The sequence below is a fragment of the Microbacterium sp. A94 genome (genome assembly GCF_051842855.1).
Lineage (GTDB): Bacteria > Actinomycetota > Actinomycetes > Actinomycetales > Microbacteriaceae > Microbacterium.
This window is the reverse complement of sequence record NZ_JBPXMU010000001.1, coordinates 1160384-1187375: the sequence shown is the minus strand read 5'-3', so window position 1 is coordinate 1187375 and position 26992 is coordinate 1160384. Positions and strand designations below refer to the sequence as shown.

22 protein-coding genes and 1 riboswitch are annotated in these 26992 nt (G+C 65.0%); of the genes, 7 read left to right on the top strand and 15 right to left on the bottom strand.

What is annotated here, in order from left to right; translation table 11 throughout:
- Nucleotides 1-2: 2 nt before the first annotated feature.
- Together ACSU1L_RS05875 and ACSU1L_RS05870 are read right to left on the bottom strand one after the other, a co-directional pair.
- Entirely contained in the window at nt 3-1922 is a 1920-nt protein-coding gene (locus tag ACSU1L_RS05875) for an ABC transporter ATP-binding protein (protein WP_439255009.1), read from the bottom strand.
- Nucleotides 1923-1947: 25 nt separating this feature from the next.
- Entirely contained in the window at nt 1948-2154 is a 207-nt protein-coding gene (locus ACSU1L_RS05870; RefSeq protein WP_438253294.1) for an AsnC family protein, read from the bottom strand.
- Between the two features lie 72 nt (nt 2155-2226).
- Between ACSU1L_RS05870 and ACSU1L_RS05865 the strand changes: the two genes are divergently transcribed.
- Nucleotides 2227-3258, top strand: a complete 1032-nt coding sequence (locus ACSU1L_RS05865) for a S66 family peptidase (protein WP_439255008.1) — start codon at nt 2227-2229, stop codon at nt 3256-3258.
- 73 nt (nt 3259-3331) lie between these two features.
- Complete coding sequence (locus ACSU1L_RS05860) at nt 3332-4585, top strand: DUF222 domain-containing protein (protein WP_439255007.1); 1254 nt, start codon at nt 3332-3334, stop codon at nt 4583-4585.
- 11 nt (nt 4586-4596) lie between these two features.
- On the opposite strand, the gene ACSU1L_RS05855 is transcribed toward ACSU1L_RS05860, so the two are convergent.
- From ACSU1L_RS05855 to ACSU1L_RS05800, 12 genes are all read right to left on the bottom strand, one after another.
- Nucleotides 4597-5820: an alpha-hydroxy acid oxidase gene (locus ACSU1L_RS05855; RefSeq protein ID WP_439255006.1), complete on the bottom strand. Its 1224-nt coding sequence runs from the start codon at nt 5818-5820 to the stop codon at nt 4597-4599.
- A complete protein-coding gene (locus tag ACSU1L_RS05850; RefSeq protein ID WP_438253298.1) occupies nt 5817-6548 on the bottom strand; it encodes an ABC transporter ATP-binding protein in 732 nt (243 codons plus the stop codon). The genes ACSU1L_RS05855 and ACSU1L_RS05850 overlap by 4 nt, the downstream gene beginning before the upstream one ends.
- On the bottom strand, nt 6535-8229 hold the full coding sequence (locus ACSU1L_RS05845; RefSeq protein ID WP_438253299.1) for a branched-chain amino acid ABC transporter ATP-binding protein/permease: 1695 nt from the start codon (nt 8227-8229) through the stop codon (nt 6535-6537). Before ACSU1L_RS05845 ends, ACSU1L_RS05850 begins: the two co-directional genes overlap by 14 nt.
- A complete protein-coding gene (locus ACSU1L_RS05840; protein WP_438253300.1) occupies nt 8229-9104 on the bottom strand; it encodes a branched-chain amino acid ABC transporter permease in 876 nt (291 codons plus the stop codon). The genes ACSU1L_RS05845 and ACSU1L_RS05840 overlap by 1 nt, the downstream gene beginning before the upstream one ends.
- A gap of 25 nt (nt 9105-9129) precedes the next feature.
- Nucleotides 9130-10305 (bottom strand): ABC transporter substrate-binding protein, encoded by a 1176-nt coding sequence (locus ACSU1L_RS05835; protein WP_439255005.1) that lies wholly within the window; start codon nt 10303-10305, stop codon nt 9130-9132.
- 180 nt (nt 10306-10485) lie between these two features.
- The gene (locus tag ACSU1L_RS05830) at nt 10486-10836 is read right to left on the bottom strand and encodes a Fe-S protein (protein ID WP_438253302.1); all 351 of its coding nucleotides are present in this window, start codon (nt 10834-10836) and stop codon (nt 10486-10488) included.
- 47 nt (nt 10837-10883) lie between these two features.
- Entirely contained in the window at nt 10884-11363 is a 480-nt protein-coding gene (ribH, locus tag ACSU1L_RS05825; RefSeq protein ID WP_438253303.1) for a 6,7-dimethyl-8-ribityllumazine synthase, read from the bottom strand.
- Nucleotides 11360-12634, bottom strand: a complete 1275-nt coding sequence (gene ribA, locus ACSU1L_RS05820) for a GTP cyclohydrolase II (RefSeq protein WP_439255004.1) — start codon at nt 12632-12634, stop codon at nt 11360-11362. The genes ribH and ribA overlap by 4 nt, the downstream gene beginning before the upstream one ends.
- Nucleotides 12631-13263 carry a riboflavin synthase gene (locus ACSU1L_RS05815; RefSeq protein WP_439255003.1) on the bottom strand — a complete coding sequence of 211 codons (633 nt, stop codon included), beginning with the start codon at nt 13261-13263 and terminating at the stop codon, nt 12631-12633. The genes ribA and ACSU1L_RS05815 overlap by 4 nt, the downstream gene beginning before the upstream one ends.
- Entirely contained in the window at nt 13263-14303 is a 1041-nt protein-coding gene (ribD, locus tag ACSU1L_RS05810; RefSeq protein ID WP_439255002.1) for a bifunctional diaminohydroxyphosphoribosylaminopyrimidine deaminase/5-amino-6-(5-phosphoribosylamino)uracil reductase RibD, read from the bottom strand. The genes ACSU1L_RS05815 and ribD overlap by 1 nt, the downstream gene beginning before the upstream one ends.
- Nucleotides 14304-14354: 51 nt before the next feature.
- Nucleotides 14355-14498: riboswitch (FMN riboswitch) on the bottom strand.
- Between the two features lie 70 nt (nt 14499-14568).
- Nucleotides 14569-15432, bottom strand: a complete 864-nt coding sequence (locus tag ACSU1L_RS05805) for an Fpg/Nei family DNA glycosylase (protein ID WP_439255001.1) — start codon at nt 15430-15432, stop codon at nt 14569-14571.
- A gap of 37 nt (nt 15433-15469) precedes the next feature.
- The gene (locus ACSU1L_RS05800) at nt 15470-16477 is read right to left on the bottom strand and encodes a LacI family DNA-binding transcriptional regulator (RefSeq protein ID WP_438253308.1); all 1008 of its coding nucleotides are present in this window, start codon (nt 16475-16477) and stop codon (nt 15470-15472) included.
- Between the two features lie 116 nt (nt 16478-16593).
- Between ACSU1L_RS05800 and ACSU1L_RS05795 the strand changes: the two genes are divergently transcribed.
- The 4 genes from ACSU1L_RS05795 (at nt 16594) to ACSU1L_RS05780 (ending at nt 22677) form a co-directional block, all read left to right on the top strand.
- Nucleotides 16594-17706, top strand: coding sequence for a carbohydrate ABC transporter permease (locus tag ACSU1L_RS05795; RefSeq protein ID WP_438253309.1), 1113 nt, complete (start codon nt 16594-16596; stop codon nt 17704-17706).
- Nucleotides 17703-18590, top strand: a complete 888-nt coding sequence (locus tag ACSU1L_RS05790; protein WP_438253310.1) for a carbohydrate ABC transporter permease — start codon at nt 17703-17705, stop codon at nt 18588-18590. Before ACSU1L_RS05795 ends, ACSU1L_RS05790 begins: the two co-directional genes overlap by 4 nt.
- A gap of 31 nt (nt 18591-18621) precedes the next feature.
- Nucleotides 18622-19998 carry an extracellular solute-binding protein gene (locus tag ACSU1L_RS05785; protein ID WP_438253311.1) on the top strand — a complete coding sequence of 459 codons (1377 nt, stop codon included), beginning with the start codon at nt 18622-18624 and terminating at the stop codon, nt 19996-19998.
- A 63-nt stretch (nt 19999-20061) separates the two neighbouring features.
- Nucleotides 20062-22677, top strand: a complete 2616-nt coding sequence (locus ACSU1L_RS05780; RefSeq protein ID WP_439255000.1) for a glycoside hydrolase family 2 protein — start codon at nt 20062-20064, stop codon at nt 22675-22677.
- A 24-nt stretch (nt 22678-22701) separates the two neighbouring features.
- Here ACSU1L_RS05780 and ACSU1L_RS05775 read toward each other — a convergent pair whose 3' ends face one another.
- Nucleotides 22702-23316, bottom strand: a complete 615-nt coding sequence (locus tag ACSU1L_RS05775; protein ID WP_438253313.1) for a TetR/AcrR family transcriptional regulator — start codon at nt 23314-23316, stop codon at nt 22702-22704.
- A 123-nt stretch (nt 23317-23439) separates the two neighbouring features.
- Between ACSU1L_RS05775 and mfd the strand changes: the two genes are divergently transcribed.
- Nucleotides 23440-26964: a transcription-repair coupling factor gene (mfd, locus tag ACSU1L_RS05770; RefSeq protein ID WP_439254999.1), complete on the top strand. Its 3525-nt coding sequence runs from the start codon at nt 23440-23442 to the stop codon at nt 26962-26964.
- Nucleotides 26965-26992: the final 28 nt, after the last annotated feature.

Here is a 26992-nt window from a genome sequence, read left to right as displayed (position 1 = left end):
GACTAGGCCAGCAACTGGTGCCGTGCCAGATCGCGGTACAGCGGCGTCGATTCGATGAGTTCCGTATGCGTTCCCTGCCCCACGACCTCGCCAGCCTGCAGCACGACGATCTGGTCGCTGTCGACGACGGTGGACAGCCGATGCGCGATCACGATGAGCGTGCGGTCAGCAGAGACCGCATCGATCGCTTCGCGCATGCGCTGCTCGTTCACCCCATCGAGAGATGATGTCGACTCGTCCAAGAGCAGGATGGGGGCCTCGGTGAGGAGAGCGCGGGCGATTGCGAGGCGTTGACGCTCACCGCCGGAGAGCATCACACCATCCTCACCGACGGGTGTTTCCAGTCCCAGCGCTCCGCGATCCAGCACGTCGCCCAGGTTCACGGCACGCAGAACACGTTCGCAGTCGGCATCCGTGGCCTCCGGTGACGCCAACCGCAGATTATCGGCCAACGTGCCGGCGAGGGTCGGGGCATCCTGCTCGACGTAGCCGAAGTTCGCGCGCAGATCCGTCCGCGGATAGGTGCGGATGTCGTGACCATCGAGGCGGATTGAACCACCAGTCGGGTCGTAGAACCTCTCGATCAGCGAGAGGATCGTGCTCTTTCCTGCACCGCTCGGTCCGACGAGTGCGACGCGGGAGCCGCGTGGAACTGCGAAGGAGACGCCGCGGAGTACGTCGCGATGTTCTTCTTTCGCGAGGGCTGAATCATCCGTCTTGCTTTCGAGGTGCGCATCGACGAGGACGGTGTGCGCCTCGGTCGTGGCGGCCTCGCGGGCGGCGATGACAGCATCCGGATAACGGAAGCGCACGTCATGGAACGACAGCGCGGGGACGACTGCCCGCCCGGTGGCAGGATCAGCGGCCGCATCAGCATCGCTTGTTCGGACGGCGGCGGCGATCGCGGCATCTTCCTGGTCTTCGGTGGGAAGATCAAGCACCTCTTGGATGCGGCCGAGGGCGCCGAGCGCCTGGTTGACCGAGGTGATGGCGCCGAAGGTCGTGGCCAGCGGCATGAGCATCATAAACAGGAACATCACGAACGTGATGAGCGAGGCCACGGTGATAGCGCCCGCGGCAACGCGGAATCCTCCCACACCGAGCACGGCGAGCAGGGACAGTTGCAGTGCGACACCGGAGATCGGCACGACCAGAGCGGACACCTTGGCAATCTTCACACCGAGACCGTACGCCTCGCCGGCCAGGTGGGAGACCGACGTCGTCTCGCGCTCGGTGGCACCGGATGCGCGCACGGTGCGAATGGAACCGACGGCGCGTTCGACCGCCGAGGCGAGCTCGCCGACCTTCACCTGCTGCGCGGTGGAGGCGGTGCGGATTCGGCCGCTGAGCATGACCACCACGGCCAGCGAGAGCCCCACGACAGCGACGATGATGAGCAGCAGGATCGGATCGATGATCAGCATGGCGATCAGAGCGCCGAGGAACAGGATCGCGCTGCCGACGGCATCTGCAAGGCCTTGCGTGAGTACGGCATACAGCAGCGTCGTGTCGGTCCCGACGCGCGAGACGAGATCGCCGGTGCGGCGCGCGTCGAACTCGCGGATCGGCAGGTGCAGGATGCGGGCGATGAGCTGACGGCGACTGGAATGCACGACGGCTGTTCCGGTGCGCTGCAGCAGATAGTGCTGGTAGCCGGAGATGACGGATGACACGATCACGAAGCCGACCAGCAGCCAGACGAGCACTCCCAGCGTCTGATTGGACTGCACCGCGACGATGACCTGTCCGACCAGCAACGGCTGGGCGAGCGAGGTGGCCGCTCCGAACACACTGAGGATCGCGACGACGATCAGCGTGCGCTTGTGCTCGAACAGGAAGGGGAGAAGCTGGCGGAACGTGGCGCGCGGGCCGTCCTGCGGTGCGCCGCGTCCGCGTCGGCGGCTGGTCGCCGTGCGAGACATACGAGACCTCGATCTGAGTAAGGGGTTACCTACGACCGTACTTCCTATGTGCGGCCTGTTTTGTCACTCCGAGCGCGCTGGCGATCGCCTGCCATGAATATCCGGCCAGTCGCGCACGCCGCACCTGTGTCTCTTCGGTGCGGGCGATCTCACTGCGGATCCCGGCGAGTCGGTGCAGTTCAGCGATCGGCTCGCCATCCGGTTCGAGGCTTTGTGCGGTGCGAATAGTCATAACGTCAATATATGTTGACGATTCGGGCTCGTCAAGCAATGTTGACGCCTGGTCATGCGAGAGAATCAGTGGATGCTGACTGTGCCCAAGCTCGTTCCCGGCGACCGTGTCGCTATCCTTTCGCCCGCGTTTGCCGCGCCAGCGGTGGCTCCGGAGATCCATGAGCAGGCGCTACGGCGACTGACTGAGCTGACCGGGCTCATCCCGGTCGAGTATCCGACCACCCGTCAGCTCGACGCGTCACCAGAAGCCCGGGCGGGCGATGTCAACGCGGCCTTCGCGGATCCCAGCATCCGAGCGATCCTCGCCACCATCGGCGGCGACGATCAGATCCTTGTCGTTCCGCACCTCGACGCGACGCTCGCGCAGGCCGACCCGAAGCCGTTCATCGGCTACAGCGATAACACCAACATTCTGAACTGGCTCTGGGGTATCGGCATCCCGGGGTTCTACGGCGGGTCAACGGCGGTGCACCTCGGGCCCGGCCCCGCCGTGGATGACGTTCATCTGCGCTCTTTGCGGGCGGCTCTGTTGGGCGGTGGGGAGATCGAGCTCACTGAGCCGGGGGAATCCGAGGACGTCGGCAAGCGCTGGGAAGACCCGCTCGCCCTCACAGAGTTCGGTGATCGCGTGCCGACGGAACCGTGGAGCTGGGCGGGCCCCGCCGTGCGCATATCCGGACGCACCTGGGGTGGTTGCCTGGAATCGATCGATGAACTGGCACTCGCAGACCGACTGCCCGCACTGTCGGCGCTTGAGGGGACGATCCTGATCGCCGAGACGAGCGAAGAGCGTCCCTCGGCCGGGTGGGTGGGGCGCTGGTTGCGCGGCTTGGGGGAGCGAGGTCTCCTCGCGGCGGTCTCAGGGGTCGTCTTCGCGCGTCCGCCGGTCAGCGATTTCGAGTTCCACCCTTCGCCGGATGAGGCACAGGCGCTGCGGGATGCGCAGCGCGACGTCGTGATCGAAACCGTCGCCCATTACAACGCGGATGCTGTGGTTTGTGTTGGTGTGCCATTCGGGCACACCAGGCCGCAGTGGATCGTTCCCTATGGCGGAACCATCACGCTGGACGGCGCTGCACAGCGGGTGCTCGCCAGCTATTGATATCTCGAAGATAATTTCGAGAGTACGCAAATAAGCTCTTGCTCGATTAGAAGATAGATGCCATAATTGACCTATGGCAGATATCTCTCCCATCGAAGTTGAGTTCCAGCGCGTATCCGCGTTGCGGGACGAATGGGCCACGCTCGGAACCGAAGTCTCGCGGCTCGAGGCTCGGCGCGCCGAGATCATGGGCGAGCGGTTCGCGATGCTGCGCGAGAAGCTGCCTCCGGGTGCCTTCGACCATGACGTGGCATTCCGTTCGATGGCCGCCGAGTTCGCGGCGGCGGCGAATATGTCGCAGGGGACGGTAGAAGGCGACTTCTGCCGAGCAGACACTCTGAGGCGAGAGCTCCCCGAAATCGCGAAGGCGTTCGCGGCAGGGCTGATCAGTAAACGACACGTCGACGTCATCATTCCGCCGACGATCGGGCTGCCGTATGGCGATGCAGATGCCTACGCGCAGTATCAGGCGCGCATACTCGAGTTCGCCGTCGGCGAGACCCCGGCCCGCACCGGAGCGCACGCCAAAGCACTTGTCGCAGCAATCGCTCCCGCCAGTGTCAGCGAGAGACATCGCAGCGCACGCGAGACGAGAAACGCGCAGTTCCACTCTCTCAGCGATGGTATGGGCCAGCTTGTCATCACGACGCCCGAAGTGCTGGGCAGAGCCGCCTTGGATCGTGCCACAGCCATGGCCAAAGTGGTCTTCGAACAGAACAAGAACGACACCTCTCCCGATGCCGACAGACGAACGATGGGCCAGATCCGCGCAGATATCATCATGGATCTCCTCCTGGCGGGAAAGGCCGAATCAGTAACGGGCACGGCAGCCGAATCGATCAAGGCGACCGTGCAGATCACGCTCACCGCGAGCACCCTCACCGGTGACGACGAGCGGATGGCTGAGCTCGACGGCTATGGGCCGGTTCTCCCAGACCTGGCTCGAGACTTCGCCAGCAGAGCGACATCCTGGTCCCGCCTGTTCCTCGATCCGGAGGGGATGGCCGTTTCCACTGACAATTACGTGCCAACAGCCTCGATGAAGCGATTTTTACGGGCGAGAGATCGACACTGCCGCTTCCCCGGGTGCCGGAGGCCCGTACACCGCTGCGAGATCGATCACAATCATGACCACGCCAAGGGCGGAGCAACCGAGATCTGCAACCTTTCGCACTTCTGCAAAGGGCATCACACGCTCAAGCATCCGGATCTCGACGAACGATATCGATGGTCTGCCACCCAGCTTCCCGGTGGGGCGATCGCATGGACGAGCCCAACGGGTGCCACGTATATCGACGAACCGCCGCCTCGCGTGATGTTCGTCTGACCGAAGTGGCGTCAGCCCAAGCTGACGCGTCCGCGCAGTTCCCCGATCGAGCTCACACCAGTGAGCTGCATCGTGCGCACCGCTTCCGCGCGCATGATCTCCAGCATCCGATCGACGCCGCGCTCGCCGCCGGCCATCAAGCCGTACAGGTACGCCCGGCCCACCATGCACGCGTCGGCGCCGAGACCGACGGCTGCAAGCACGTCCGCTCCCGACAGGATGCCGGTATCCAAGAAGACCTGTGCCTGGCCATCCACAGCAGCGGCGACCTCGGGTAGCAGCCGCAGGGGAGTAGGTGCGCGGTCGAGCTGCCGGCCGCCGTGATTCGAGACGACCAGTGCGTCAGCACCAGCATCCACCACCTGCCGGGCATCCTCAACAGACTGGATGCCCTTCACGACGAGCTTGCCCTCCCACTGTTCGCGCAGCCACGCGAGATCTGTGAAGCTCAGCGTCGGATCGAACATCTTCGCCACGAGCTCTGCGACCGTGCCATCGAAGGAACGCAGGCTCGCGAACTCGATCGGGTCGGTCGTGAGCACATTGATCCACCAGTTCGGATGCAGGGCGAAGTCCCACATCGTCTTCACATTCAGAGCAGGCGGAATCGTCAAGCCGTTGCGGGTGTCCCGCAGCCGGTTGCCAGCAACCGGCGTATCGACGGTCAGCACGAGGGTGTCAAAACCGGAGGACCGTGCCTCATCGATCAGCCGCAGCGTTCCCTCGCGGTCCTTCCACAGGTACAGCTGGAACCAGTTGTCTCCCGGTGCCTCGTGCTGCAGGGCACGCGGTGACGTCGTGCCCATCGTCGAGAGGCTGTATGGAACTCCGGCCCGCGCCGCAGCACGTGAGACCGCGATCTCGCCCTCATGATGCATCATCCGGGTGAATCCGGTGGGCGCCATGATCAACGGGAAAGAGGCCGGACGCCCCAGAATCATCGTGGACGTGTCCACGGCGCCGACGTCGCGCAGGACGCGGGGCGAGAACTCCACCGAGGAGAATGCCGAGCGCGCCCGGCGCAGGCTGAGCTCGTCCTCCGCTGCCCCGTGCACATAGTCGAACACGGAGCGCGGCGTCGTGCGCCGAGCTACCTGCGCCAGATCCTTCACCGTCAACGCTGCGCGCAGCCGTCGCTCGACGGGATCGAGCACAGGACGACGGAATCCGAGCAGCGGAGCTACGGCTGACCAGGTGGGGATGCGGCGCCGGATGCGCCGGCGGGAGACACTCACGCGGTTGTGCCTCCGGTACCCAAGTACGCCTGGATGATGTCGTCATCGGCGAGCAGATCGGATGCCGCACCCGAGCGCACGACTGAGCCGTTCTGCAGGATGTGTCCCTCGTCCGCTGCCTGCAGCGCACGACGAGCGTTCTGCTCCACCAGGAGCACCGTGGCGCCGGTGGCACGAATCTCAGAGATCACCTCGAACACGCCGTCGACGATCTTCGGAGCCAGCCCCATGGACGGCTCATCCATCAGCACCAGACGCGGCTGCGCGAGCATGGCCCGGGCGATGGCGAGCATCTGCTGCTCGCCACCCGACAGTGAACCCGCTGCCAGCGACCGACGCTCACCGAGCACCGGGAACCGCTGATACATCTCGTCGATCGCGGATCCGGCACGTCGCCCCTGCGAGCGGGCACCCATCCGCAGGTTCTCGGCGATGGTCATGGTCGCCAGAATCTGACGGCCCTCCGGCACCTGAACGAGGCCCCGAGGAACCAGCTTGTGCGAACGGGTGCGGGTGATGTCCGCACCGTCGTAGGTGATCGTCCCCGAAGCCGGACGCACGATGCCCGAGATCGCATTGATGATCGATGACTTGCCGGCGCCGTTGGCTCCGACCAGCGTCACGAGTGCTCCCGGGGCGACATCGAAGGAGACGCTGCGGACGGCCTCTACGCGTCCGTACGAGACCACGAGGTCCTTCACGCTGAGCAGTGGTTCAGACATGGTCATCGGCCTCCGTATCTGCGCTGTCGGCCGAGCCGAGGTACGCCTCGATCACCCGTTCATCGGCTGCGATCTCATCGGGTGTGCCATCGGCGAGCACCTCACCGAAGTTCAGCACGATGATGTGGTCGCAGGTACCCAGCACCATGCCGACGTTGTGTTCGATGAAGATGATGGTCAGGCCATCCGAAGCCAGCGAACGGATGAGCTCCGACAAGCCCTCGGCCTCGACGTGGTTCATACCGGCGGCCGGTTCATCGAGGATCAGCAGGGAAGGATCGGCGGCAAGGGCCCGCGCGATCTCCAGCCGACGCTGGTCGCCGTACGACAGTGCGGTGGCCGTGACATCAGCCTTGTCGAGCAGGCCGACACGGCGCAGGCAGCGGGCCGCGTGCTCCAGCGCGAGACGCTCGTCGCGTCGCGCCGAGGGCAGCCAGATCAGCCGACGCAGGAACGTGGGCTTCGCGACGAGGTGGGCGCCGATGAGGACGTTCTCCAAAGCGGTGAGGCGGTTGAAGAGCTTCGAATGCTGGAAGGTGCGGGTCACACCCGCTGCCGCGAACTTATGCACCGGGGTCTTGCCGATCTGCACGCCAAGCACCGTCGCTGATCCGCCCGACGGCGGGATCAAGCCACTGAGCATGTTGACCAGCGTGGTCTTGCCGGCGCCGTTGGGCCCGATGAGGCCGACGACCTCGCCGCTTCGGATGGTCAGATCGACGCCGCGCACAGCGTGTACGCCGCCGTATTCCTTCGAGAGACCCTTCAACTCGGCGATGACTTCACCCGCGGCGGGGTGGCTGCGGCCGGTTGCCGGAGCATCCATGTCGAGAGCGCTGATATCGATGCGCTGCTTGCGACGCGGGATCAGGCTCGCGATGCCGCCGGGCAGGTACAGGATGACGATGAGCAGCAGCAGCCCGGACAGGAACGGGCGGATCCAGCCCGCTTCGATCCCGATGAGGCGTTGGATCTCCGGAAGCATGGTCTGGAAGCCGCTGCCGAGGATCGGTCCGAAGAAGTTCGCCGTTCCGCCGACAACCGCGGTGACCAGACCATCGATGGCCGTTTCGAACGCGAAGTCCTCCGGTGCGATCAGGCGCATGTAATACGCCCACATCACGCCGTAGAGCCCGGCGAGCACACCGGCCGAGACGAATGCGGTCAGGCGGTGCCCGCCGACGTTGATGCCGATGGAACGCGCGGCGAGTTCGTCCTCGCGGATCGCCTCCAGCGCCCGGCCGTAGCGTGAGCGGGTCTGACGCCAGAACCAGTAAGCGACGATGATCAGCACGACCCAGGCGATGACCGGGGTCATGATCTTCGGCACGGACATGCCCTGCGCACCGCCGGTCCATTCGGCGTTGAGGATGAAGATGCGCATCGCCTCGGCGAATCCGAGGGTCGCGATGGCGAGGAACACCCCGCGCAGCTTCATCGTCGGAAGACCGAGGATGACAGCGGCGAGAGCGCCCACCACCATGCCAACGAACATCGCGAACAGCAGGGTGGGGAGCGGGCCCCACTCGGTCGGAGCAGGGGCGATGCTGGCGGCGACGAATGCGGACAGCCCAGCGAATCCGGCCTGAGCAAGGCTCAGCTGGCCGGCGACGAGAACCGCGTAGAACGAGAACGCGAAGACGCCGTTCATCGCGATGAAGACGAGAGTCGACTCCGTGAAGAACATCAGACTTCCCGCACCTTCCGCTTACCGAACAGTCCCTGTGGTCGCAGCAGCAGAATCAGGAACAGCAGAGCGAACGCGATCAGATCACGCCAGCTCGATCCGACGTACTGGATCGTGAAGACCTCGGCGATACCGAGGATCAGCCCGCCGATCAACGCGCCGGGAAGAGAACCCATACCGCCGACGATGATGACGGCGAGCCCTTTAAGCTCGATCGCGGTTCCCATGCCGAGCTGGGCGCTATTGACGTTCAGAGCGAACAACACACCCGCAACAGCGCCGAGCGCCGTCGATATCGCGAAGGTGAGGGAGGTTACCCGGTCGACATTCACGCCGAGAACGCGGGCGGCGGTGGGGTTCTCCGCCACCGCCCGCATCGAGCGTCCCAGTGACGATCGCTTCACCAAAATGGTGAGGGCGATCATCAGTCCCAGCGAGATCGCGAGGATTGCCAGCTGCAGATAGCTTGCTGTCACCCCGCCGATCTGAAGGGACTCATCAGATACCGTCCCCGCCGGGAAGCGGCGGGTGTTCGGTCCGAAGAATGCCTGCAGCAGTGCGATCACCATGCCGCCGAGCGCGATGGACGAGATCAGACCCGCGAAGTGCGCGTCTGGTCGGTCCCGCAACGGGCGAAAGGCGATGCGTTCGATGAGCAGACCCAGGATGCCTCCGAAGAGGAACACCAGGATCAGCACAACGCCGATCGGAAGATCGTAGGCCTCGGTGAGCCAGATTCCGACGAATGCCGAAGCGGCGAACGCCGAGGGATGAGCCAGGTTCAGCCGATCCAGGATGCCGAATACCAGGGTGAACCCGATAGCGAACAGCGCATAGATCGAACCGAGAAACAGGCCATTGAGCAACTGCTGCATGGTGTGTCCTCAGGGAGGGAGACGGTTAGTTCATCACGGCGAAGGAGCCGTCCTTGACGATCTGCACCACTGCCGGGTGCTCAGCGTCACGGTCAGCGTTGATTGTCAGCGAGCCCAGCGGGGTCGCCAGATCCTTCACCTGGGTGAGGCCATCCTGGACATCGGTGCGCTCGCCCGAGCAGTTCACGCGAACCGCGTGGTCGATGACCAGCAGACCGGTGTACGCCTGTGCAGCGAACTGGTCAGGCGCCGAGCCGAACTCCTCCTCGAACGCCGCCATGAACTCGGTGTTCTCGGGGCTGTCAGAAGCAGAGTTCCAGGCAGCGCCGACGATGACGTCCTCAGCGGCTTCGCCAGCATCCGCCATCAGCTGCGGGTTGTTGAACCCGTTGCCGCCGATGATGGGCTGGTCGATGCCGAGTTCGCGGGCCTGGGTGACGAGCGGGATGGCCGCCTCGATGAGCGCGGAGACGACGATCGCGTCGGGCTGGAGTTCCTTGGCGGCCGTCAGCAGGCTGCGGAAGTCGGTGTCGCTGACCGAGAAGGTCAGCGTGTCGAGGATCTCAACGCCGGAGTCCTCGAGAGAGGATGCCATGACCTCGTACCCGGACTCGGTGAAGGCGTCATCGTTGCTGTACATGACGACGACCTTCTCCAGGCCGAGCTTCTCGGTGGCGGCCTGGATCGTCTGCGGGATGACCTGGCCCTCGGTGAGCGAGTCGCGGAAGATGAAGTCGCCCTGCGCGGTGATGCCCTCTGCCGTGTTGGAGATGGCGACGACCGGAAGGCCCGATTCCTGCGCGACCGGCTGTGCCTGGAAAGCGGTGTTGGAGAGGGTCGGTCCGATGACGGCGCTGGTGCCGTTGGCAGCGAAGCCCTCGAACACGGAAATCGCCTGGCGCGGGTCGGTGCCGTCGTCTTCGATGGTCAGGTCGTACTCGACGCCGTCTTCAGCATTGAGGTGCTCAAGCGCGAGCTCGAGGCCCTTCTGCTGCGACTCGCCGTAGCTGGCAGCACCACCGGTCAGGCTGAGCGCCGCGCCGACGGGAACGGTCGCGTCGATGACACAGCTGTCACCGCTGCCGGAACCCTTCAGAGCGCCGGCTTCTCCGCCGGACTCGCCGCCGCCGCTGGCTGCGCAGCCAGTGAGGACGAGGGCGGAAGCAGACAGGACGACAGCAGTGCGAAGCAAGTAGCGCATGTGATTCTCCGATCGTGAGGCAGGGTGGATAAGCCGCGGATCGGTTCCGCCGGTGCAGGGGTATGGCGGAGCTTCTCAGGGGTTGCAGCGCCTCAGCCTCTGTGATGGGCGCGCGTTTACGGCAACGGATCGATTATAGGCAAGATCACAGCTTGTTGTCATGACAAGCAGCCCGGCGAGTCACCAGAGGACGGCGATACCGGCGTTGACGAGCGTCAGGATGCCCACGAGCCAGAAGACGGCCGGTGCGACGCTGCCGGTCTTGCGCTGCTTCGATGTACCGATGCCCAACAGTGCGCCGATGATCAGCAGAACCACGAGCTTGGTGCCGATCTTTGCGTAGTTCATGTCACCCTCGATGCCCCACGGGGCTGCAAGAGCGAGACCTGCAACAGCAGCGATCGCCATTCCGATGCTCATCAGGCGGGTGAACTCGCGCTTCCCGCCGAAGGCCTGCACAGCCCACGATCCGAAGAGCGTGGCAAAGCCGATGAGGTGAATGAATACGACGACGTGGCGCAGGGTCTCCATGTCCTCACAGTAGGCCGACACCGAAGAAAGTGCCAGATAGGCGACCCTCAGTCGCGCAGCTGCTTGATGAGCAGCGCGGTACGCAGCGCAGCATCCGCCGCTTCGGCGCCCTTATCTTCCTTCGAGCCGGCGAGACCCGCGCGATCGATGCCCTGCTGTTCGTCGTCGAGGGTCAGCACACCGAAGCCGATCGGCTTTCCGGCATCCAGCGACACCCGGGTGAGCCCATCGGTCGTCGCAGCAGACACGTATTCGAAGTGCGGTGTGCCGCCTCGGATGATGACACCGAGAGCGACCACAGCATCCGCACCGCCGGCGAACGCAGCCTGCGCTGCGACCGCGAGCTCGAACGATCCGGGCACGCGTACGACCTCATAGGAGGCACCGGATGCCGTGAGCACCCGCTCGGATCCGGCGATCAGACCGTCCGTGATGGTGTCGTGCCAGGTGCCGGCGATCACGACGACGCGGAGTCCGGCGCCGTCGATCTTCTCGGTTCCTGTCGAAGGGGCTCCTGCGCCGCTCATACGTTGTCCTTTCCCTGGGCAAGGGCTTCGGCCAGCTCGGCTGCGCCGAGGATATGACCCATGCGATCGCGCTTGGTTTCGAGGTACTGATGGTTGTTGACGCCGACGCCAACGATCAGCGGAACCTGTTCGATGACATCGAGGCCGAGCTCGCGCAGCTTGGTGACCTTGTCGGTGTTGTTCGTCAGCAGGCGCACCTTCGAGACGCCGAGATCGCTGAGGATGCCGGCCGCTGAGGCGTACTCGCGGGCATCTGCCGGAAGGCCCAGAGCGAGGTTCGCGTCGACCGTGTCGAGCCCCTCCTCTTGCAGGCTGTATGCCCGCAGCTTGTTGATCAGCCCGATGCCGCGTCCCTCGTGCCCGCGCATGTAGATGACGACGCCGCCCTGGCGTTCGATTGCCTCAAGCGACGCGTCCAGCTGCGGACCGCACTCGCACTTCAGTGACCCGAACGCCTCGCCGGTCAGACATTCGGAGTGCACGCGCACGAGCGCAGTCTCATCAAGTTCGCCCGAAACGACGGCGATGTGGTCCGTGCCGGTGACGCGATCCTTGTAGGCGAGAAAACGGAATGTGCCGTGCGAGGTGGGCACCGTGGCATCCGCTCGCAGACTCACTCGGCGCCGACCTGCGTGCGATGACGTCACTGGCGCGTCCAGCGGGTCGGTCTCATTCAGGTAGGCGATGAGCTGTTCGATCGTGATCACCGGGATCTCGTACTGCTTGCCGAGTTCCTTGAGGCCAGGAAGACGCATCATGCTGCCGTCTTCGTCGACGACCTCGGCGATCGCGCCGACGGGCTCCAGGCCTGCCAGTCGCATCAGATCGACCGCGGCTTCCGTGTGGCCACCGCGTTCACGTACGCCGCCGTCGACAGCGCGCAGCGGCAGCACATGTCCTGGGCGGATGACGCTCGTCGCTGTCGACTGCGGGTTCGCCAGCACGTTGAGGGTGTGTGCGCGGTCGGAGGCGCTGATGCCGGTCGTCACGCCTTCTGCGGCATCCACGCTGACCGTGTATGCGGTGGAGCGGGCATCCTCATTGGCTTCGACCATGGGAGGCAGGTTGAGGGTGTCGGCGAGATCTGCGGGCATGGGTGCGCAGATGAAACCGGATGACCAGCGCACTGTCCAGGCGACCCACTCGGGGGTGGCGAGCTCTGCGGAGAGGATGACGTCACCCTCGTTCTCACGGTTCTCGTCGTCGGCGACGATGACGGGACGCCCCGCGCGCAGAGACGTGAGAGCTTCTTCGATGGTGGCAAGGCTCATCGCGAGCCTCCTTCCGAGACAGCCCGGAACGCGAGGAGGCGTTCAACATGGCGGGCGAGGATGTCAGTTTCGAGATTGACGCGGTCGCCGACGGCGCGGGTTCCGAGCGTGGTGGCGGTGAGGGTTTCCGGGATGAGCGAGATTTCGAACCAGTGCGACGCGGTCAGTGAAGGGTCTGACACCGCACTCACCGTGAGGGATGTGCCATCCACCGAGATCGAACCCTTGTCGACGACTAGCGGCGCAAGCTCGGCCGGCAGCGAGACGCGCAGAACGCTCCATTCGACGCCAGGACGCACCTCCAGAACTTCGCCCGTGCCGTCGATATGCCCCTGGACGATATGGCCGCCGAGACGTGCACCGACGGGCATCGCCTTTTCAACGTTGACGCTGGTGCCGACGGATGCTGTGGCAAGCGCCGATACGTCGAGCGTCTGCTTCATCACATCCGCGGCGAAGGAGTCCGAGGTCGACTCGACCACGGTGAGGCAGACGCCGGAGACCGCGATCGACTCGCCGTGCACAGCATCCTGAACAGCGCGCGGCGCTCGCACTGTCAACCGCCAGCCGTCACCAGACGGGGCGATGGCAGTGATCTCGCCGATCTCTTCGATGATTCCGGTGAACATCAGCGGACTCCCTTGCTCTGCGGTTCTGGGGCGGTCGGGTGCGCGATCGCGAGGAGATCGGCGCCTAGCGGCACCCACTCGTCGATCGTCAGACGGCGGGCGGCATCGATCGTCGGCACGCCGATGTCAGTCAGCGCCAGGCGATCGCCGCCCAGCAGGACCGGGGCGATGTAGGCGAGCACACGATCAGCGAGGCCAGCGGCGATGAACGCGCTGGCCAGCGTCGGGCCGCCCTCGATGAACACGCTCTGGATGCCGCGAGCATGCAGGTCGCGGACCACGACATGCAGATCGCGGGTGCTGAAGAAGAGTGGATCGTGCGGGTGGCGGTGTACGGCAGCATCCGGTGGTGTCGCGCGGGACCCGATGACGACGGGGATCGGCTGATGCGCGTACAGGGTGTCGCCGTCACGTGCGGTGAGGGCCGGATCATCGGCGAGCACGGTGCCGGTGCCGACCACGATCGCGTCGGCCTCGGCCCGGCGGCGGTGCACATCGGCGCGTGCATCCGGGCCGGTGATCCACTGACTGGTGCCATCGGTCGCAGCCGCGCGTCCGTCGAGGCTCTGCGCCCATTTCACGGTGATGTGCGGGCGGCCCGCACGCTGAGCGGTCAACCAATCGGAGATCACCGCGCGGGCGGCGTCTCTCTGTTCGCCGGAATCAACATCCACACCGGCATCGCGCAACCTGTCGGCGCCGCCACCGGATGTGGCACCGGGATCATCCAGCGCGTAGACGACGCGGCTGATCCCTGCTTCGATGAGCGCCAGGGCGCAGGGGCCGGTACGGCCGGTGTGGTTGCAGGGCTCGAGGGTGACGACGGCGGTTGCGCCGCGAGCCGCACCGGGCGGCAACTGCGACAGCGCGTCGACTTCGGCGTGCGGAGTGCCGGCACCACGGTGCCGGCCTTCAGCGATGATGTCGCCGGCGGGGGACAGGATCACGGCTCCGACCTGCGGGTTGATCCCGCGGGGGCCGAGGGCGGCGAGCTCGAGCGCACGCGTCATCGCGCGGCGCTCTGCGTCGTTCACTGCCATCCGTCGTCCTTCGGTTTTCCTCCGGGGATGATAGACGGCGCGCTCTCGCGCATCGTGCTGCCTCCCTTCCGGACTAGCGAGATCTCTCTCACATCACCGTCGGTCCCGGAATTCCACCGGATCGGCATCTGAATATCTCAGACACTCGCGGACTGTCACCGCCGGTTCGGATTCACACCGACCCCGGAGCACGTTGATGCTCAGTGTACTCAACGCGTGGACGCACATTTCATTCCGCGTCGGGCAGAGAGGATTTGCGCCTATGTCACTTGAGTAGCCGTGACAGCCTGCGGTCCGCGAGGATCTTGCCCCCGGTCTGGCAGGTGGGGCAGTACTCCAGCGAACGCTCGGCGAAGAACACACTGCGCACCTCATCGCCGCAGACCGGACACGCCTCACCGCGGCGCGCGTGCACCCGGAACCCCGCGCGTTTGGCGTCCTTGAGGTCGGCCGGTGGTTTTCCGGATGCTGCGGCGACAGCAGCCGTCAGCGTCGTCTGCATCGCACGGAACAGACGATCGATCTCGTCATCGGCCAGTGTTGCGGCGATCGCGTACGGCGACATGCGCGCGGCGTGCAGAATTTCGTCGGAATAGGCGTTTCCGATGCCCGCGATCACCGATTGATCGCGCAGCAGTCCTTTGATCTGCGTGCGGCGCCCCGCAATCAGTGTGGCGAAGGTGTCTCGGGTGAACGATTCCCTCAGCGGATCCGGCCCGAGCCGAGCAATGCCGGGAACGTCTGCGGGATCTCGCACCACGGAGACAGCGAGTGACTTCTTCGTGCCCGCCTCGGTGAGATCGAACCCACTGCCATCGTCGAGGGCGACACGCAGCGCAATCGGAGATCTTCCGGGTCTGATCACTGTTGATGGCAGCTTCTCGTACCAGCGCAGCCAACCAGCTTTGGCGAGGTGGAAGACCAGATGCAGATCCTCACCGCAGGAGAGCACGACGAACTTGCCGTACCGCGTGGCGGCGGTGACTGCTGCTCCCTCCAGAGCGGTATTCGGCGGATCATACGTTTTGAGAGCTGCGATCTCTCCGACGCTCGTGCGCGTGATCGCCCGTCCGACGGTGCGCTCGCCGAGGAAGGTGACGAGCCCGTGGACTTCCGGCATCTCCGGCATGGCATCATCCTGCCATCGGTATCCGACGCTCGAAAGGTCAGCCGCGGCCGGAACTCTCCCGCACGATCAGTTCGTAGCCGATGTCGACGTTGGTCGGCTCGAGAGTGTCATCATCGAGAAGCGCGAGCAGGGAATCGACGGCCCGATCGGCGATGGCCTGCTTGTCCGGGGCGATCGTGGTCAGCGATGGCACCGAGAATTCGGCCTCCTGCACATCGTCGATCGAGGTGATCGCGACGTCTTCCGGCACACGTACGCCCATGTTCGCGAAGGCGCGGATGGCGCCGAACGCCAGCATGTCGGTGAAGCAGACGAGGGCGTCGAAGCGGGTGCCCGCCTGCCACGCCTGCGTGATGCCCTCCAGCCCCGCCTGTCGACCGAAGCGATCGGTGTAGAGCACGAGTTCCGGGTCGAAGGGGATGCCCGCCTCGTCGAGAGCCTGGCGATAGCCGCTCAATCGCAGCCGGGAGCTGCGATAGAGCTCGGAGTGATACGCACCCAGCGTGGCGATGCGGCGGTGTCCACGCTCCAGCAGGTGCCGGGTGATGTCTGCCGTCGCTGCGACGTTGTCGATCGCGATGTTCGTGTAGCGCGAGCTGGAGATCTGCTCGCCGATGAGCACGGTGGGCACATTCGGGGGAGTGCGGTAGAGCTCTTCCTTCTCCATCGACATCGGTGAGAACACCAGTCCGTCGACGATATGGGAGCTGAGATCGCGCAGGACGCGCCGCTCGTTCTCGCGGATGCCGCCGGTCTGTGTCGCGATGACGGTGTATCCGCGCTTCTGCGCAGCGATTTCGACCAGCTCGCTCAGCTCGGCGAAGTAGGGCTGGGAGAGCTCGGGCACCGCGAAGCCGAGGATCCGGGTGCGCCCCTGCCGCAGCCGACGCGCGGAGATGTTGGGCCGGTAGCCCAGTTCTTCGATGGCAGCGTGCACGCGCTGCCGGGTACTGTCGCGCACATGGACGAAGTCGTTCACCACGTTCGACACCGTGCGTGGTGAAACGCCGGCGAGCTTCGCCACATCATTGATGCTCGCGCTCATTCAGGCCCTTCTTCGGTCACGGTTCGATCCCATCCTCGCAGACGCATTTGACAGAACGTATGCCACGTGGCAAAAATAACTCTATTGCAAGTTTGCAACGTGGCAAAGGAGAACGGATGTCGAGCCCCTCGACCATCGAGCGCAGCCGCATGCGCCGAGCATCACAGCGCAGCGGCAGTGGCCTCAAATACGGCATCGCCTTCACTGCGCCCTTCCTGGTGCTGTACCTGATCTTCGTGATCTATCCGGTGCTGCAGGCAGTATGGATGAGCTTCCACGACTGGGATCTCCTCGGCGCCACCCGCGATTTCATCGGCCTCGACAACTTCGAGCGGATGCTGTGGGGCCACGAGATCACCTGGTCGATGACCCACCTGCTCCTGCCGCGGGCCGTGCTGGTGATTGCGGCGATCGCCCTGCTGATTCGCCCGCTACTGCGTCGTCGACTCACCATCGGCGTGGGCCTGGGCGTCGCCGGCATCCTGGCGATCGTCGTAGCACTGGGCTTCCACCCGTCCGAGGGCGGATTCTGGTTCGATCCGGATTTCTGGACCGCGCTGCAGAACACGCTCCTGTTCACAGTCATCTCGACGCCGCTGATCGCCGGTCTCGGCCTGGTGATGGCTCTCGCACTGCAGGGAAATCGTCGGGGAACACGCATCTACCAGATGGTGTTCTTCGTGCCCTACATCCTGCCGGTGTCGGTCGTTACGCTGGTGTGGACGTACTTCCTCTCGCCGAACCAGGGGCTGCTCTCAGCGATGCTCGAGCCGCTCGGCATCGATCCGATCCCCTGGCTGTCCAACCCGAGCGTGGCGATGTTCGCCGTGATCGCCACCACCGTCTGGTGGACGGTCGGATTCAACCTCGTGCTCTTCTCCGCAGGGCTTCAGGACGTCGACCCGGCCCTCTACGAGGCGGCGTCGCTGGATGGCGCGGGCGCCTGGCGCAAGTTCACGAGCATCACGCTTCCCGGCATCAAACACGTGCTGCTGCTGGTCATGGTGATGCAGGTGATCGCCTCGTTCCAGGTCTTCGGCCAGGTCAACATCATGACCGGCGGCGGACCGGGCACCTCCACCCTGGTGCTGATCCAGCACATCTATGAGGCGGGCTTCCGCGACTTCGAGCTCGGCTACGGATCGGCGATGTCGCTGTTCCTCTTCGCGGTGATGCTCGTCGTCTCGGTCATCCAGATGCGTACCCTCGGCAAGGACGACAGCAAATGAGTGCACAGACGATGGCGATGACCGTCTCCGACAAGCGTGCCGCCCCGGCTCGCATCCGCCGCAGTGGGGTCGTCACTGCCTGGTATCACGTGGCGATGATCGTCGCTGCGCTGGTCTGGCTGATTCCGATGCTCTGGATGCTGTCGCTCTCGCTGAGTGACAACCAGGCTCTGACCAAAGAGACCCAGACGCTGATCCCGCAGGGCTTCACACTGGAGAACCTGTTCGGGGTGTTCAGCGTCGGTCTCACCAGCCGCTGGTTCATCAACAGCGCGATCGTGACCATCTTCACCACGCTGCTCACAGTGCTGCTGTGCGCCATGGCCGGATACGCCTTCGCGCGCTTCACCTTCCGCGGCAAGACGATCGTCTACGCGAGCGTGCTCGCAGGCCTCATGATCCCCAAAGAGGCGATGTTCATCCCGTTGTTCACGATGGTGGCCGACGTATCGATGCACAACACCTATGCGGCGCTGATCCTGCCGCGCATCGCCGCGCCGCTGGGCGTGTTCCTGATGACGCAGTTCTTCTCGCAGGTTCCGGCAGAGGTCGAAGAAGCCGCGCGCATCGACGGTGCAGGACCCTGGCGCACCTTCTTCTCCGTCATGCTGCCGCTGGCCCGGCCCTCGATGATCGCTCTGGCGATCTTCACCTTCGTGCAGACCTGGAACGACTACCTGTGGCCGCTCGTGTCGGCGACGAAGTCGGAGATGTTCACCATCACCACCGGTCTGGCATCCCTGCAGGGCAACTTCGCGCAGGCGACTGAACTCGGCAGTCTGATGGCCCGCGGACTGATCGGTTCGCTGCCGCTGCTGCTGGTCTTCATCTTCTTCCAGAAACACCTCATCCGAGGCATCTCCATGACCTCGGGCAGCAAGTAGTACCACTGTCCACACAACAAAAAGGAAAACCATGCGAAAGACCAAGACTGCTGTTGCGGCAGCGTCGCTGACTGCAGCGGCGTTGCTGCTTACCGCCTGCGGCACCGGCGCTGAAGCCGGAGCCGGTACCGGCGACGCCGGAGATCTGAATGAGCAGATCGCCGCTGTCACCGCCGACCAGCTCGAGGGCACCACCATCACCATGTCGCGCATGTTCGGCGACTGCGAGGAGAGCACTCAGGGCGTCACCGACCCGGCGCTGGCGACCACCGAGTGCGAAGCGATCCAGATCCTCACCAACAAGTTCAACGCCGAGAACGACAACGGCATCACCGTCGACCGCCTCGGCGGCACCGACTGGAACTCGTACTACGACGCCTTCAACGCGTCTGTCGCCGGTGGCGAGCCCGCGAACATCGCCAACCTGCACGACTACTCGATGTCGGACTACGCCACCCGCGACCAGCTGCTGGCGTTCGACCCCGAGTCGTTCGACATCGACATGACGGATGCCACCGAGCAGGCGCAGAAGTCGGTCATGTGGGACGGCTCCACCTACGCCGTTCCCTTCGACGCGCACGCGCTGGTGATGCACGTGAACACCGACGTGCTCGCCGAGGCGGGCTACATCGGCGAGGATGGTCGCCCGGTGCTGCCGACCAGCCCCGAAGAGCTCCTGCAGATGGGCAAGGACGTCAAGGACAAGACCGGCCTGATGCTGTTCTCCGCGGGCTTCGCCAACGATGACATGGCTTGGCGCTTCTTCTACTCCCTGGTTCGCCAGCAGGGCAGCGACGTGGTCTCGGCCGATGGCAGCGCCGAGGTCGACACCGAGGCGGCGGCCGCCGCGCTCGAGCTCATCAACGAGATGCTCGACGCCGGCTACATGCACACCGACGCCGACTACGCCGGCTCCATCGACGAATGGAAGAGCCAGCAGTCCGCGATCCTGCTCAACGGCGTGTGGGCGATCAACGAGTACGCAGCGACCCTCGACTTCGGCTACACGGTCACCGACCTGCCGACCATCTACGAGGCACCGGCCGCATGGGCGTCCTCGCACATGTGGGTGCTGCCGCGCCAGAAGGGCGACGACCCGGTCAAGTACCGTGCTGCGCTCGAGTTCGCGAAGTTCCTCTACGACAACAGCGGATCCTGGTCGATTGCCACCGGGCACATCGCACCGCGGGTCTCGATCATCGAGTCCGAGGAGTACCTGAACGCTCCGGAGCGTGCGAACTACACCGAGACCGCTCTGACCGGCATCAGCTTCGTGCCGCAGATCGAGAACTGGACGGCGGTCAAGTCGCTGATCCACGCTCAGCTGGACGAGGTCTGGTTCAGCGGCAAGGACGTCGCTGACGCCCTTGGCGAGGCACAGGCACGCGTCACGCAGGAAATCAAGTAACACCGAAGTTCTGAGGGGTGGGGTCCACCTGACCCCACCCCTCACTTTTTGGAAGAAGGCCCCATGTCAACCGCCCACCGCGCCGCCGTCAGTCTCGACGGCGCCTGGCTCTTGCACCTTCCTGGCGAGTCCGAGACGCATCAAGTCTCGGTCCCCGGTACCTGGACTACTCAGGTTCCCGGCCACGGTGATTCGCACGAGACCGTCCGCTTCCAGCGTGCACTCGAGCTGCACAAGCAGGCTGGACGGCGCCTGGTGCTGTGCTTCGGAGCGGTGAACCACACAGCTTTGGTGCGGGTGAACGGCAACGAGATCGGCACGCACATCGGTGCGTGGGAGCCCTTCGAATTCGACATCACGGATGCTGTCGTCGACGGCACGAACACTCTGGAAGTCACCGTCTCCTACCCGCCGCGCTACGGCTCGGCCGATGAGGCGGGTTTCTTGGAGCATCCCCTGGGCAAGCAGTCCTGGTACGGCACCACCGCGGGGATCTGGCAGTCGGTGACGCTGGAAGAACGGCACCCGGTTCACCTTCTCTCGCTTGCTGTGCGAACGGACGCCGCAAGCGGCGAAGTGACCATCGCAGGCTCGGCGACGGCGGGAGCGGATGCTGCGCGGGTTCGGCTGCTGCGCGATGGAACTGTTGTCACGGCCGCTGCACTCGGAGTGCAGGGCACAGATATCGCCGGCTCAGTCACAGTCGAGAACCCGGAGTTGTGGGACCTCGACCACCCCAATCTGTACACGGTCGAGGTCTCGCTGGAGCAGGCGGGCGAGATCACCGACCAGATCACGCGCGAGAGCGGCTTCCGCAGCTTCCGCGCGGACGCCGGACGGTTCTTCCTCAACGACCGGGAGATCTACCTGCGCGCTGTTCTCGATCAGGACTACCACCCCGATGCCACCCTGGCTCCAGAGGATTTCGCGGCCTGGGAAGACATGCTGCGTCAGACCAAAGCGCTCGGCTTCAACATGCTGCGCGTGCACATCAAGCGTCCCGATCCGCGCTATTACGAGATCGCCGACCGCCTGGGGATTCTCGTGTGGACGGAGCTGCCCAGCTGGATGACCTGGACGCCGGAGACCGCCGCCGATGGCCACGCGCTGCTGCGTCGCCTCATCGATCTCGACGCCCATCATCCGAGTATCGTCATCTGGACCATCATGAATGAGTCCTGGGGGATCGATCTCGCCAGCGCCACGCAGCGAACCTGGCTGCGCGAGGTGTTCGATGACATCGAGCAGTACGCCGCGGGATCCCTCGTCGTGGACAACTCAGCCTGCGAACCGAACTTCCATGTGCGCACGCACATCGATGATTTTCACGTTTACCGCGGGATTCCGGAGAGCCGCGCACTGTGGGACGAGAAGATCGCCGACTTCGCCGCGCGCCCGGACTGGACCTTCTCGCCGCACGGCGATGCTGAGCGCACCGGCGCCGAACCGCTCGTGCTCAGCGAGTTCGGTAACTGGGCGCTGCCGCATGCGCTCGATCAGTACGACGCGGATGGCGCTGAACCCTGGTGGTTCGCCCTCGGGGCGGACTGGGCGTTCGGCGCGGCGGAAGGAACGGGGCTCATGCCGCGGTTCCGCTCGCTGGGGCTGGAAGAGGCGTTCGGTTCGTGGGAGGAGCTGGTTCGTCAGCTGCACCACGCGCAGCTGGTCGCCAACCGCTATCAGACCACCAGCATCCGCCTGCATGACGACATCAGCGGCTACGTGCTCACGCAGCTCAGCGACGTGCAGTGGGAGGCCAACGGCCTGTTCGACATGAACCGCAGGCCCAAGCAGTACACCGCGGAGTTCGCGCTTGCTAACGGCGAGCATGCCGTGGCGCTGCGCCCACAGACCTATAGCCTCTATGCCGGCGCGGAGTTGCCGGTCATGGTGACGTCACTGCCTTCGCCAGCCGGTCTGCCGGAAGATGCCGTCATCCGCGTGCGCGTCGACGGTGAGACGGCTCTCGAATACGCCGTGCCCGGCGATCGAGAAGAGCGGATGCTGAACATCCCCGTGCCCGCGGCTGTTGGACAGCACCGTGTCGAGGCCGAACTGCACGGCGGGGGAGCGCTGCTCGCCCGCGATGCCGCGGACATCCTGGTCGTCGCTGACACCGCGTGGACCGGTGGTGCCGTACGGGCGGGAGACGAAGCTACGGCCCAGTGGCTGAGCGCGCTCGGCGTGCCGGTCGACGTCGAAGCGGATCTGCTCGTGTCACTCTCATTCACCGCTGAAGCGCAGCAGCACGCCCGCTCGGGTGGGCGTGTGCTCGTCCTCGCGGAAACGCAGGATGCCCTGGGCTCGGCGTTCGACTATCTGCCGTCGGCGCGTCTGGCCTTGCGCGCGGGGGACGGGGACTGGGTGCCCCGTACTGAGTGGCTCGATCGACGCGGTGCCTTCGCTGAGGTTCCCGGCGACACGATCCTCGGCATCGCCTTCGAAGATCTGCTCGGCGAGTTCGTGATCAGCGGCATCCCCGGTCCACTGCGTGCAGCGATCGTGCACTCGGCGATTTTCTCCGGGTGGCTGCGGGGAGCGGCGACCAGCACGGCGACCGTGCGCTGGAGCGAGGGCTCTGTGACGATCAGCACGCTGCGGGTGCGCACAGCGCTGGAGAAGGCGCCGATCGCACGAGCCGTCGGCCACGCGTTGCTGCGGGCCGCGGCGACCTCCTGACCGCGATCCGCCGATCAGAGCGGCTCAGACGGCGCGGCGCAGAAGCTGGATGCTGGCGATTCTGAGCCGCTCGATGGCAGTGATCTCACCGCGCAGAAAGGCGATCAGGGCGTTGAGGAAGATGCCATCGAACAGGGCGTACGCGGCTGTGGCATCGACCGTGGGCGTGCGGCCTTCGAGTTCGCTGTAGCGCGAGATCACCGCCCAGACCATCTCGGACAGCAGTCCGTCCAGCGCGACGATCGTGTCGCGGAACCCGGTTTGGAACAGTGACTGGTTGCGCAGGTCGTACCAGAGCCGGTGCATGTCGGCCTCATCACGCAACGTGGCGGCCATCGCCTGGGCGAATCGTTCGGCGAGTTCCGCGCCGCTGCGTGAGGTGGCGATGATCGGGTCGTAGCGTTGGACGCATTCGGACTTGTACTGCCAGATGGCCTGGCCGATCAGATCGTCTTTGTCGTCGAAGTAATAGTGCAGGATGCCGAGGGAGAGGTCGGTGTGCGCGGCGACGTCGCGGAGACCGGTGTTGGCGAAGCCCCGTGCGGCAATGGCTGCCAGTGCGGCATCGGCAAGCTCACGTCGCCGCAACGCATATCTGCCCGCGCCGGACTTGTCGGCACGGACGACGGCATCGACCATCGTTCCTCCAGGGGTGGGATGGTCGATTTTACCCCTGATCCATGGGAAAATCGAGGACTTGTTCTCGCGATCGTAATGGTTGCTCGCCTGTCCCGTGTCCGAGGCAGCGACTAAGCTCATCTGGTGACTGTTCCCGGGATTCTGCGCGCCTTGGAAGAGGCGACCCTGTACGAAGACGCCCTCACCTGGGCGCAGACCGATGCCGATCTCGGGCTCGTCGATGGGCTTGATGTTCCCACCATCGCCGGGCTGCTCGGCAAGCGGGCAGCGGTGGGGCGTCCGCCCGCCCTGCTGGTGATAGCGCCGACCGGACGACGTGCGGAATCGCTCGCCTTGGCGCTGGGTTCGTATGTTCCGGATGCTGAGATCCTGCGGTTCCCGGCCTGGGAGACGCTGCCCCATGAGCGGCTGAGTCCGAGCCCAGACACGGTGGGACAGCGACTGCAGACGCTGCGTCGGATCACCACCTGGACCAGAGAGCGCCCGCTCATCGTCGTCGCATCCGTGCGCGCTGCGCTGCAACCGATCGCCGGCAATCTCGGCGACACCGCCCCCGTGGTGCTGGGCCTCGGCGCGCGCGGGCTCGAGCTCGATGACGCGGTCGAACAGCTTGTCGAACGAGCGTACTCGCGCGTGGACATGGTTTCGCGTCGCGGCGAATTCGCTGTGCGCGGCGGCATCCTCGACGTGTTCCCACCGACCAGCGATCATCCGTTCCGCGTCGAATTCTTCGGCGATGAGATCGACCAGATCCGCGCTTTCTCGGTCACCGATCAGCGTTCGCTGCCCGGTGATGTCGACCGGGTAGAGCTGGCAGCGACGCGCGAGTTGCTCCTGACTTCCGACGTGCGCGAGCGCGCCCGTTCTCTTATCGCCGGTTTTCCCGCGATCGCCGGGATGCTGGAGAAGATGGCGGAGGGCATCCCCGTTGAGGGCATGGAATCGCTGCTGCCGGCGGTGTCGGGCCCGCTGAAAGCGCTCATCGAGTACTTCCCCGAGGGGACCGCAACTGCACTCATTGATCCGGAACGAGCCAGTGCTCGGGCCCAGAGCCTCGGCGACACGAACCGGGAGTTCCTCGATGCGGCGTGGAGCGCAGCGACGTCCGGGGCATCCGCTCCCATCGATCTCGGCGCGGGCGACTTCCTCACTGTTGCGCGCCTGCGCGAGATCGTGCGCGAGCGCGACGGCGTCTGGTGGCGGCTAAGCCCCTTCGCCACCGATGACGACGCGGCGGCGAACATCGACTCGTCGATCATTCCGTCCTTCCACGGCAACGTCGACGGTGCCATCGAGTTCGTGGCTGCGCGCCTCACCGACGGCTGGCGCGTGGTGGTCGTCGCCTCCGGCTCCGGCCTCGTTGACCGTGCGAACGATGTGCTCTCTGACCGCGGGCTGGCAGCGCGCACGGTCGAGTCGCTCACCGAAGCGCCCGAGGCAGGTATCGCGACGCTCGTGATGGGTGATCTCGAATCCGGCTTCCAGGTGCCCGAGATCAAGCTCGCCGTCCTCACCGACAACGAGTTCTACGGCCGCACGATCGGTGGCGATCAACGGGTCGTGCGAAAGCTCGCCTCGCGCCGCAAGAACGTCGTCGACCCGCTACAGCTCAAAAACGGCGACCACGTCGTGCATGCCACGCACGGCATCGCGAAATTCGTCGAACTGACCCAGCGAGAGGTCTCCACCGGCGGACGCAACGCCACCAAGACCACCCGCGACTACCTCGTGCTCGAGTACGCGCCCTCCAAACGCGGCTATCCGGGTGACAAGCTCTACGTACCCACCGATCAGCTCGATCTGCTGTCGAAGTACGTCGGTGGGGAAGCGCCGACCCTCTCGAAGATGGGCGGCAGTGACTGGTCAGCGGCAAAGAGCAAGGCACGCAAAGCTGTTCGCGATATCGCGGTCGAACTGGTCAAGCTCTACTCCGCGCGGATGTCGGCGAAGGGACACGCATTCGGGCCGGACACACCGTGGCAGCGTGAGCTCGAAGAAGCCTTCCCGTTCGCGGAGACTCCCGACCAGCTGCAGACCATCGATGAGATCAAGGCCGACATGGAGCGGCCGATCCCCATGGACCGGCTGCTGTCCGGAGACGTCGGCTTCGGGAAGACCGAGGTCGCCGTGCGCGCGGCGTTCAAAGCCATTCAGGACGGCAAGCAGGTGGCGATGCTCGTTCCCACCACGCTGCTCGTGAAGCAGCATCTGGAAACCTTCACCGAGCGGTTCGCCGGATTCCCGGTGAAGGTCAAATCCCTCTCGCGCTTCCAGACCGACAAGGACGCACGGCTCACACTGGAGGGGTTGCTTGATGGGTCGGTGGACATGGTCATCGGAACCCACCGCATTCTCACCGACCAAGTGCTGTTCAAGGATCTGGGACTGCTCATCATCGATGAGGAGCAGCGGTTCGGCGTCGAGCACAAAGACAAGCTCAAGAAGCTGAAGATGAACGTCGACATCTTGGCTATGAGCGCCACGCCGATTCCTCGCACGCTGGAGATGGCGGTCACCGGCATCCGTGAGATGTCGACCCTGCAGACGCCACCGGAGGACCGGCATCCGATCCTCTCCTTCGTCGGTCCGCGCAGCGACAAGCAGATCGCGGCGGCAATCAGACGGGAGATCCTGCGCGAGGGACAGGTGTTCTTCGTGCACAACCGCGTCCAGTCGATCCAACGGGTCGCATCAGAACTCGCCGAACTTATTCCGGAGGCGCGGATCGCGGTCGCGCACGGACAGATGGGCGAGCATCAGCTCGAGCAGGTCGTCGATGACTTCTGGGAGCGCAAGTTCGACGTGCTCGTCTCGACGACGATCGTGGAGACGGGCCTGGACATCTCCAACGCCAACACGATCATCATCGATCGCGCAGACAAGTACGGCCTCTCGCAGCTGCACCAGTTGCGCGGCCGAGTCGGTCGTGGTCGTGAGCGCGCCTACGCATACTTCCTGTACGACGAGATGAAGCCGCTGTCTGAGACCGCGGCCGACCGACTGCAGACCATCGCGGTGAACAACGATCTCGGATCCGGCATGCAGGTCGCGCTCAAAGACCTCGAGCTGCGCGGTGCCGGCAACATGCTCGGAGGCGAGCAGGCCGGTCACATCGCCGGTGTCGGATTCGATCTGTACCTGCGAATGGTCGGCGAAGCAGTCGCGACTTTCCGGGGCGAAGACACCGACGGCGGCACCGAGCTGCGGATGGAACTGCCGGTGGATGCCCGCATCCCGGAGACCTACATCGACAGCGAGCGGCTGCGCCTGGAGGCGTACCAGAAGCTCTCAGCGGCGGCCGCCGCGACGGCGAAGGACGACGCGATCGACCTCGTGATCGAAGAGCTCACCGACCGCTACGGCACACCGCCCGACGAGGTCGAAGGGCTCTTCGCCGTCGCTCGCCTGCGCCGTCGAGCAGCCGCAGCCGGCCTGAGCGATGTGGTCGTGATGGGATCGAACCTGCGCGTCGCGCCGGCACATCTGGCGGATTCGATGCAGGTGCGACTGCAGCGCCTGTATCCGAAAGCGAAGCTCGTCGCCGGGGGAGAAGCAGTTGTCGTGCCGATGCCGGCCGACATCGACATCCTCGGGTGGGTGGCGCAGCTGATCACCGCGCTGTTCCCCGAGCCGGTGGTTGCTGCCTGAGAGGGCGTTGTGTGCGTGGTCGGCGCAC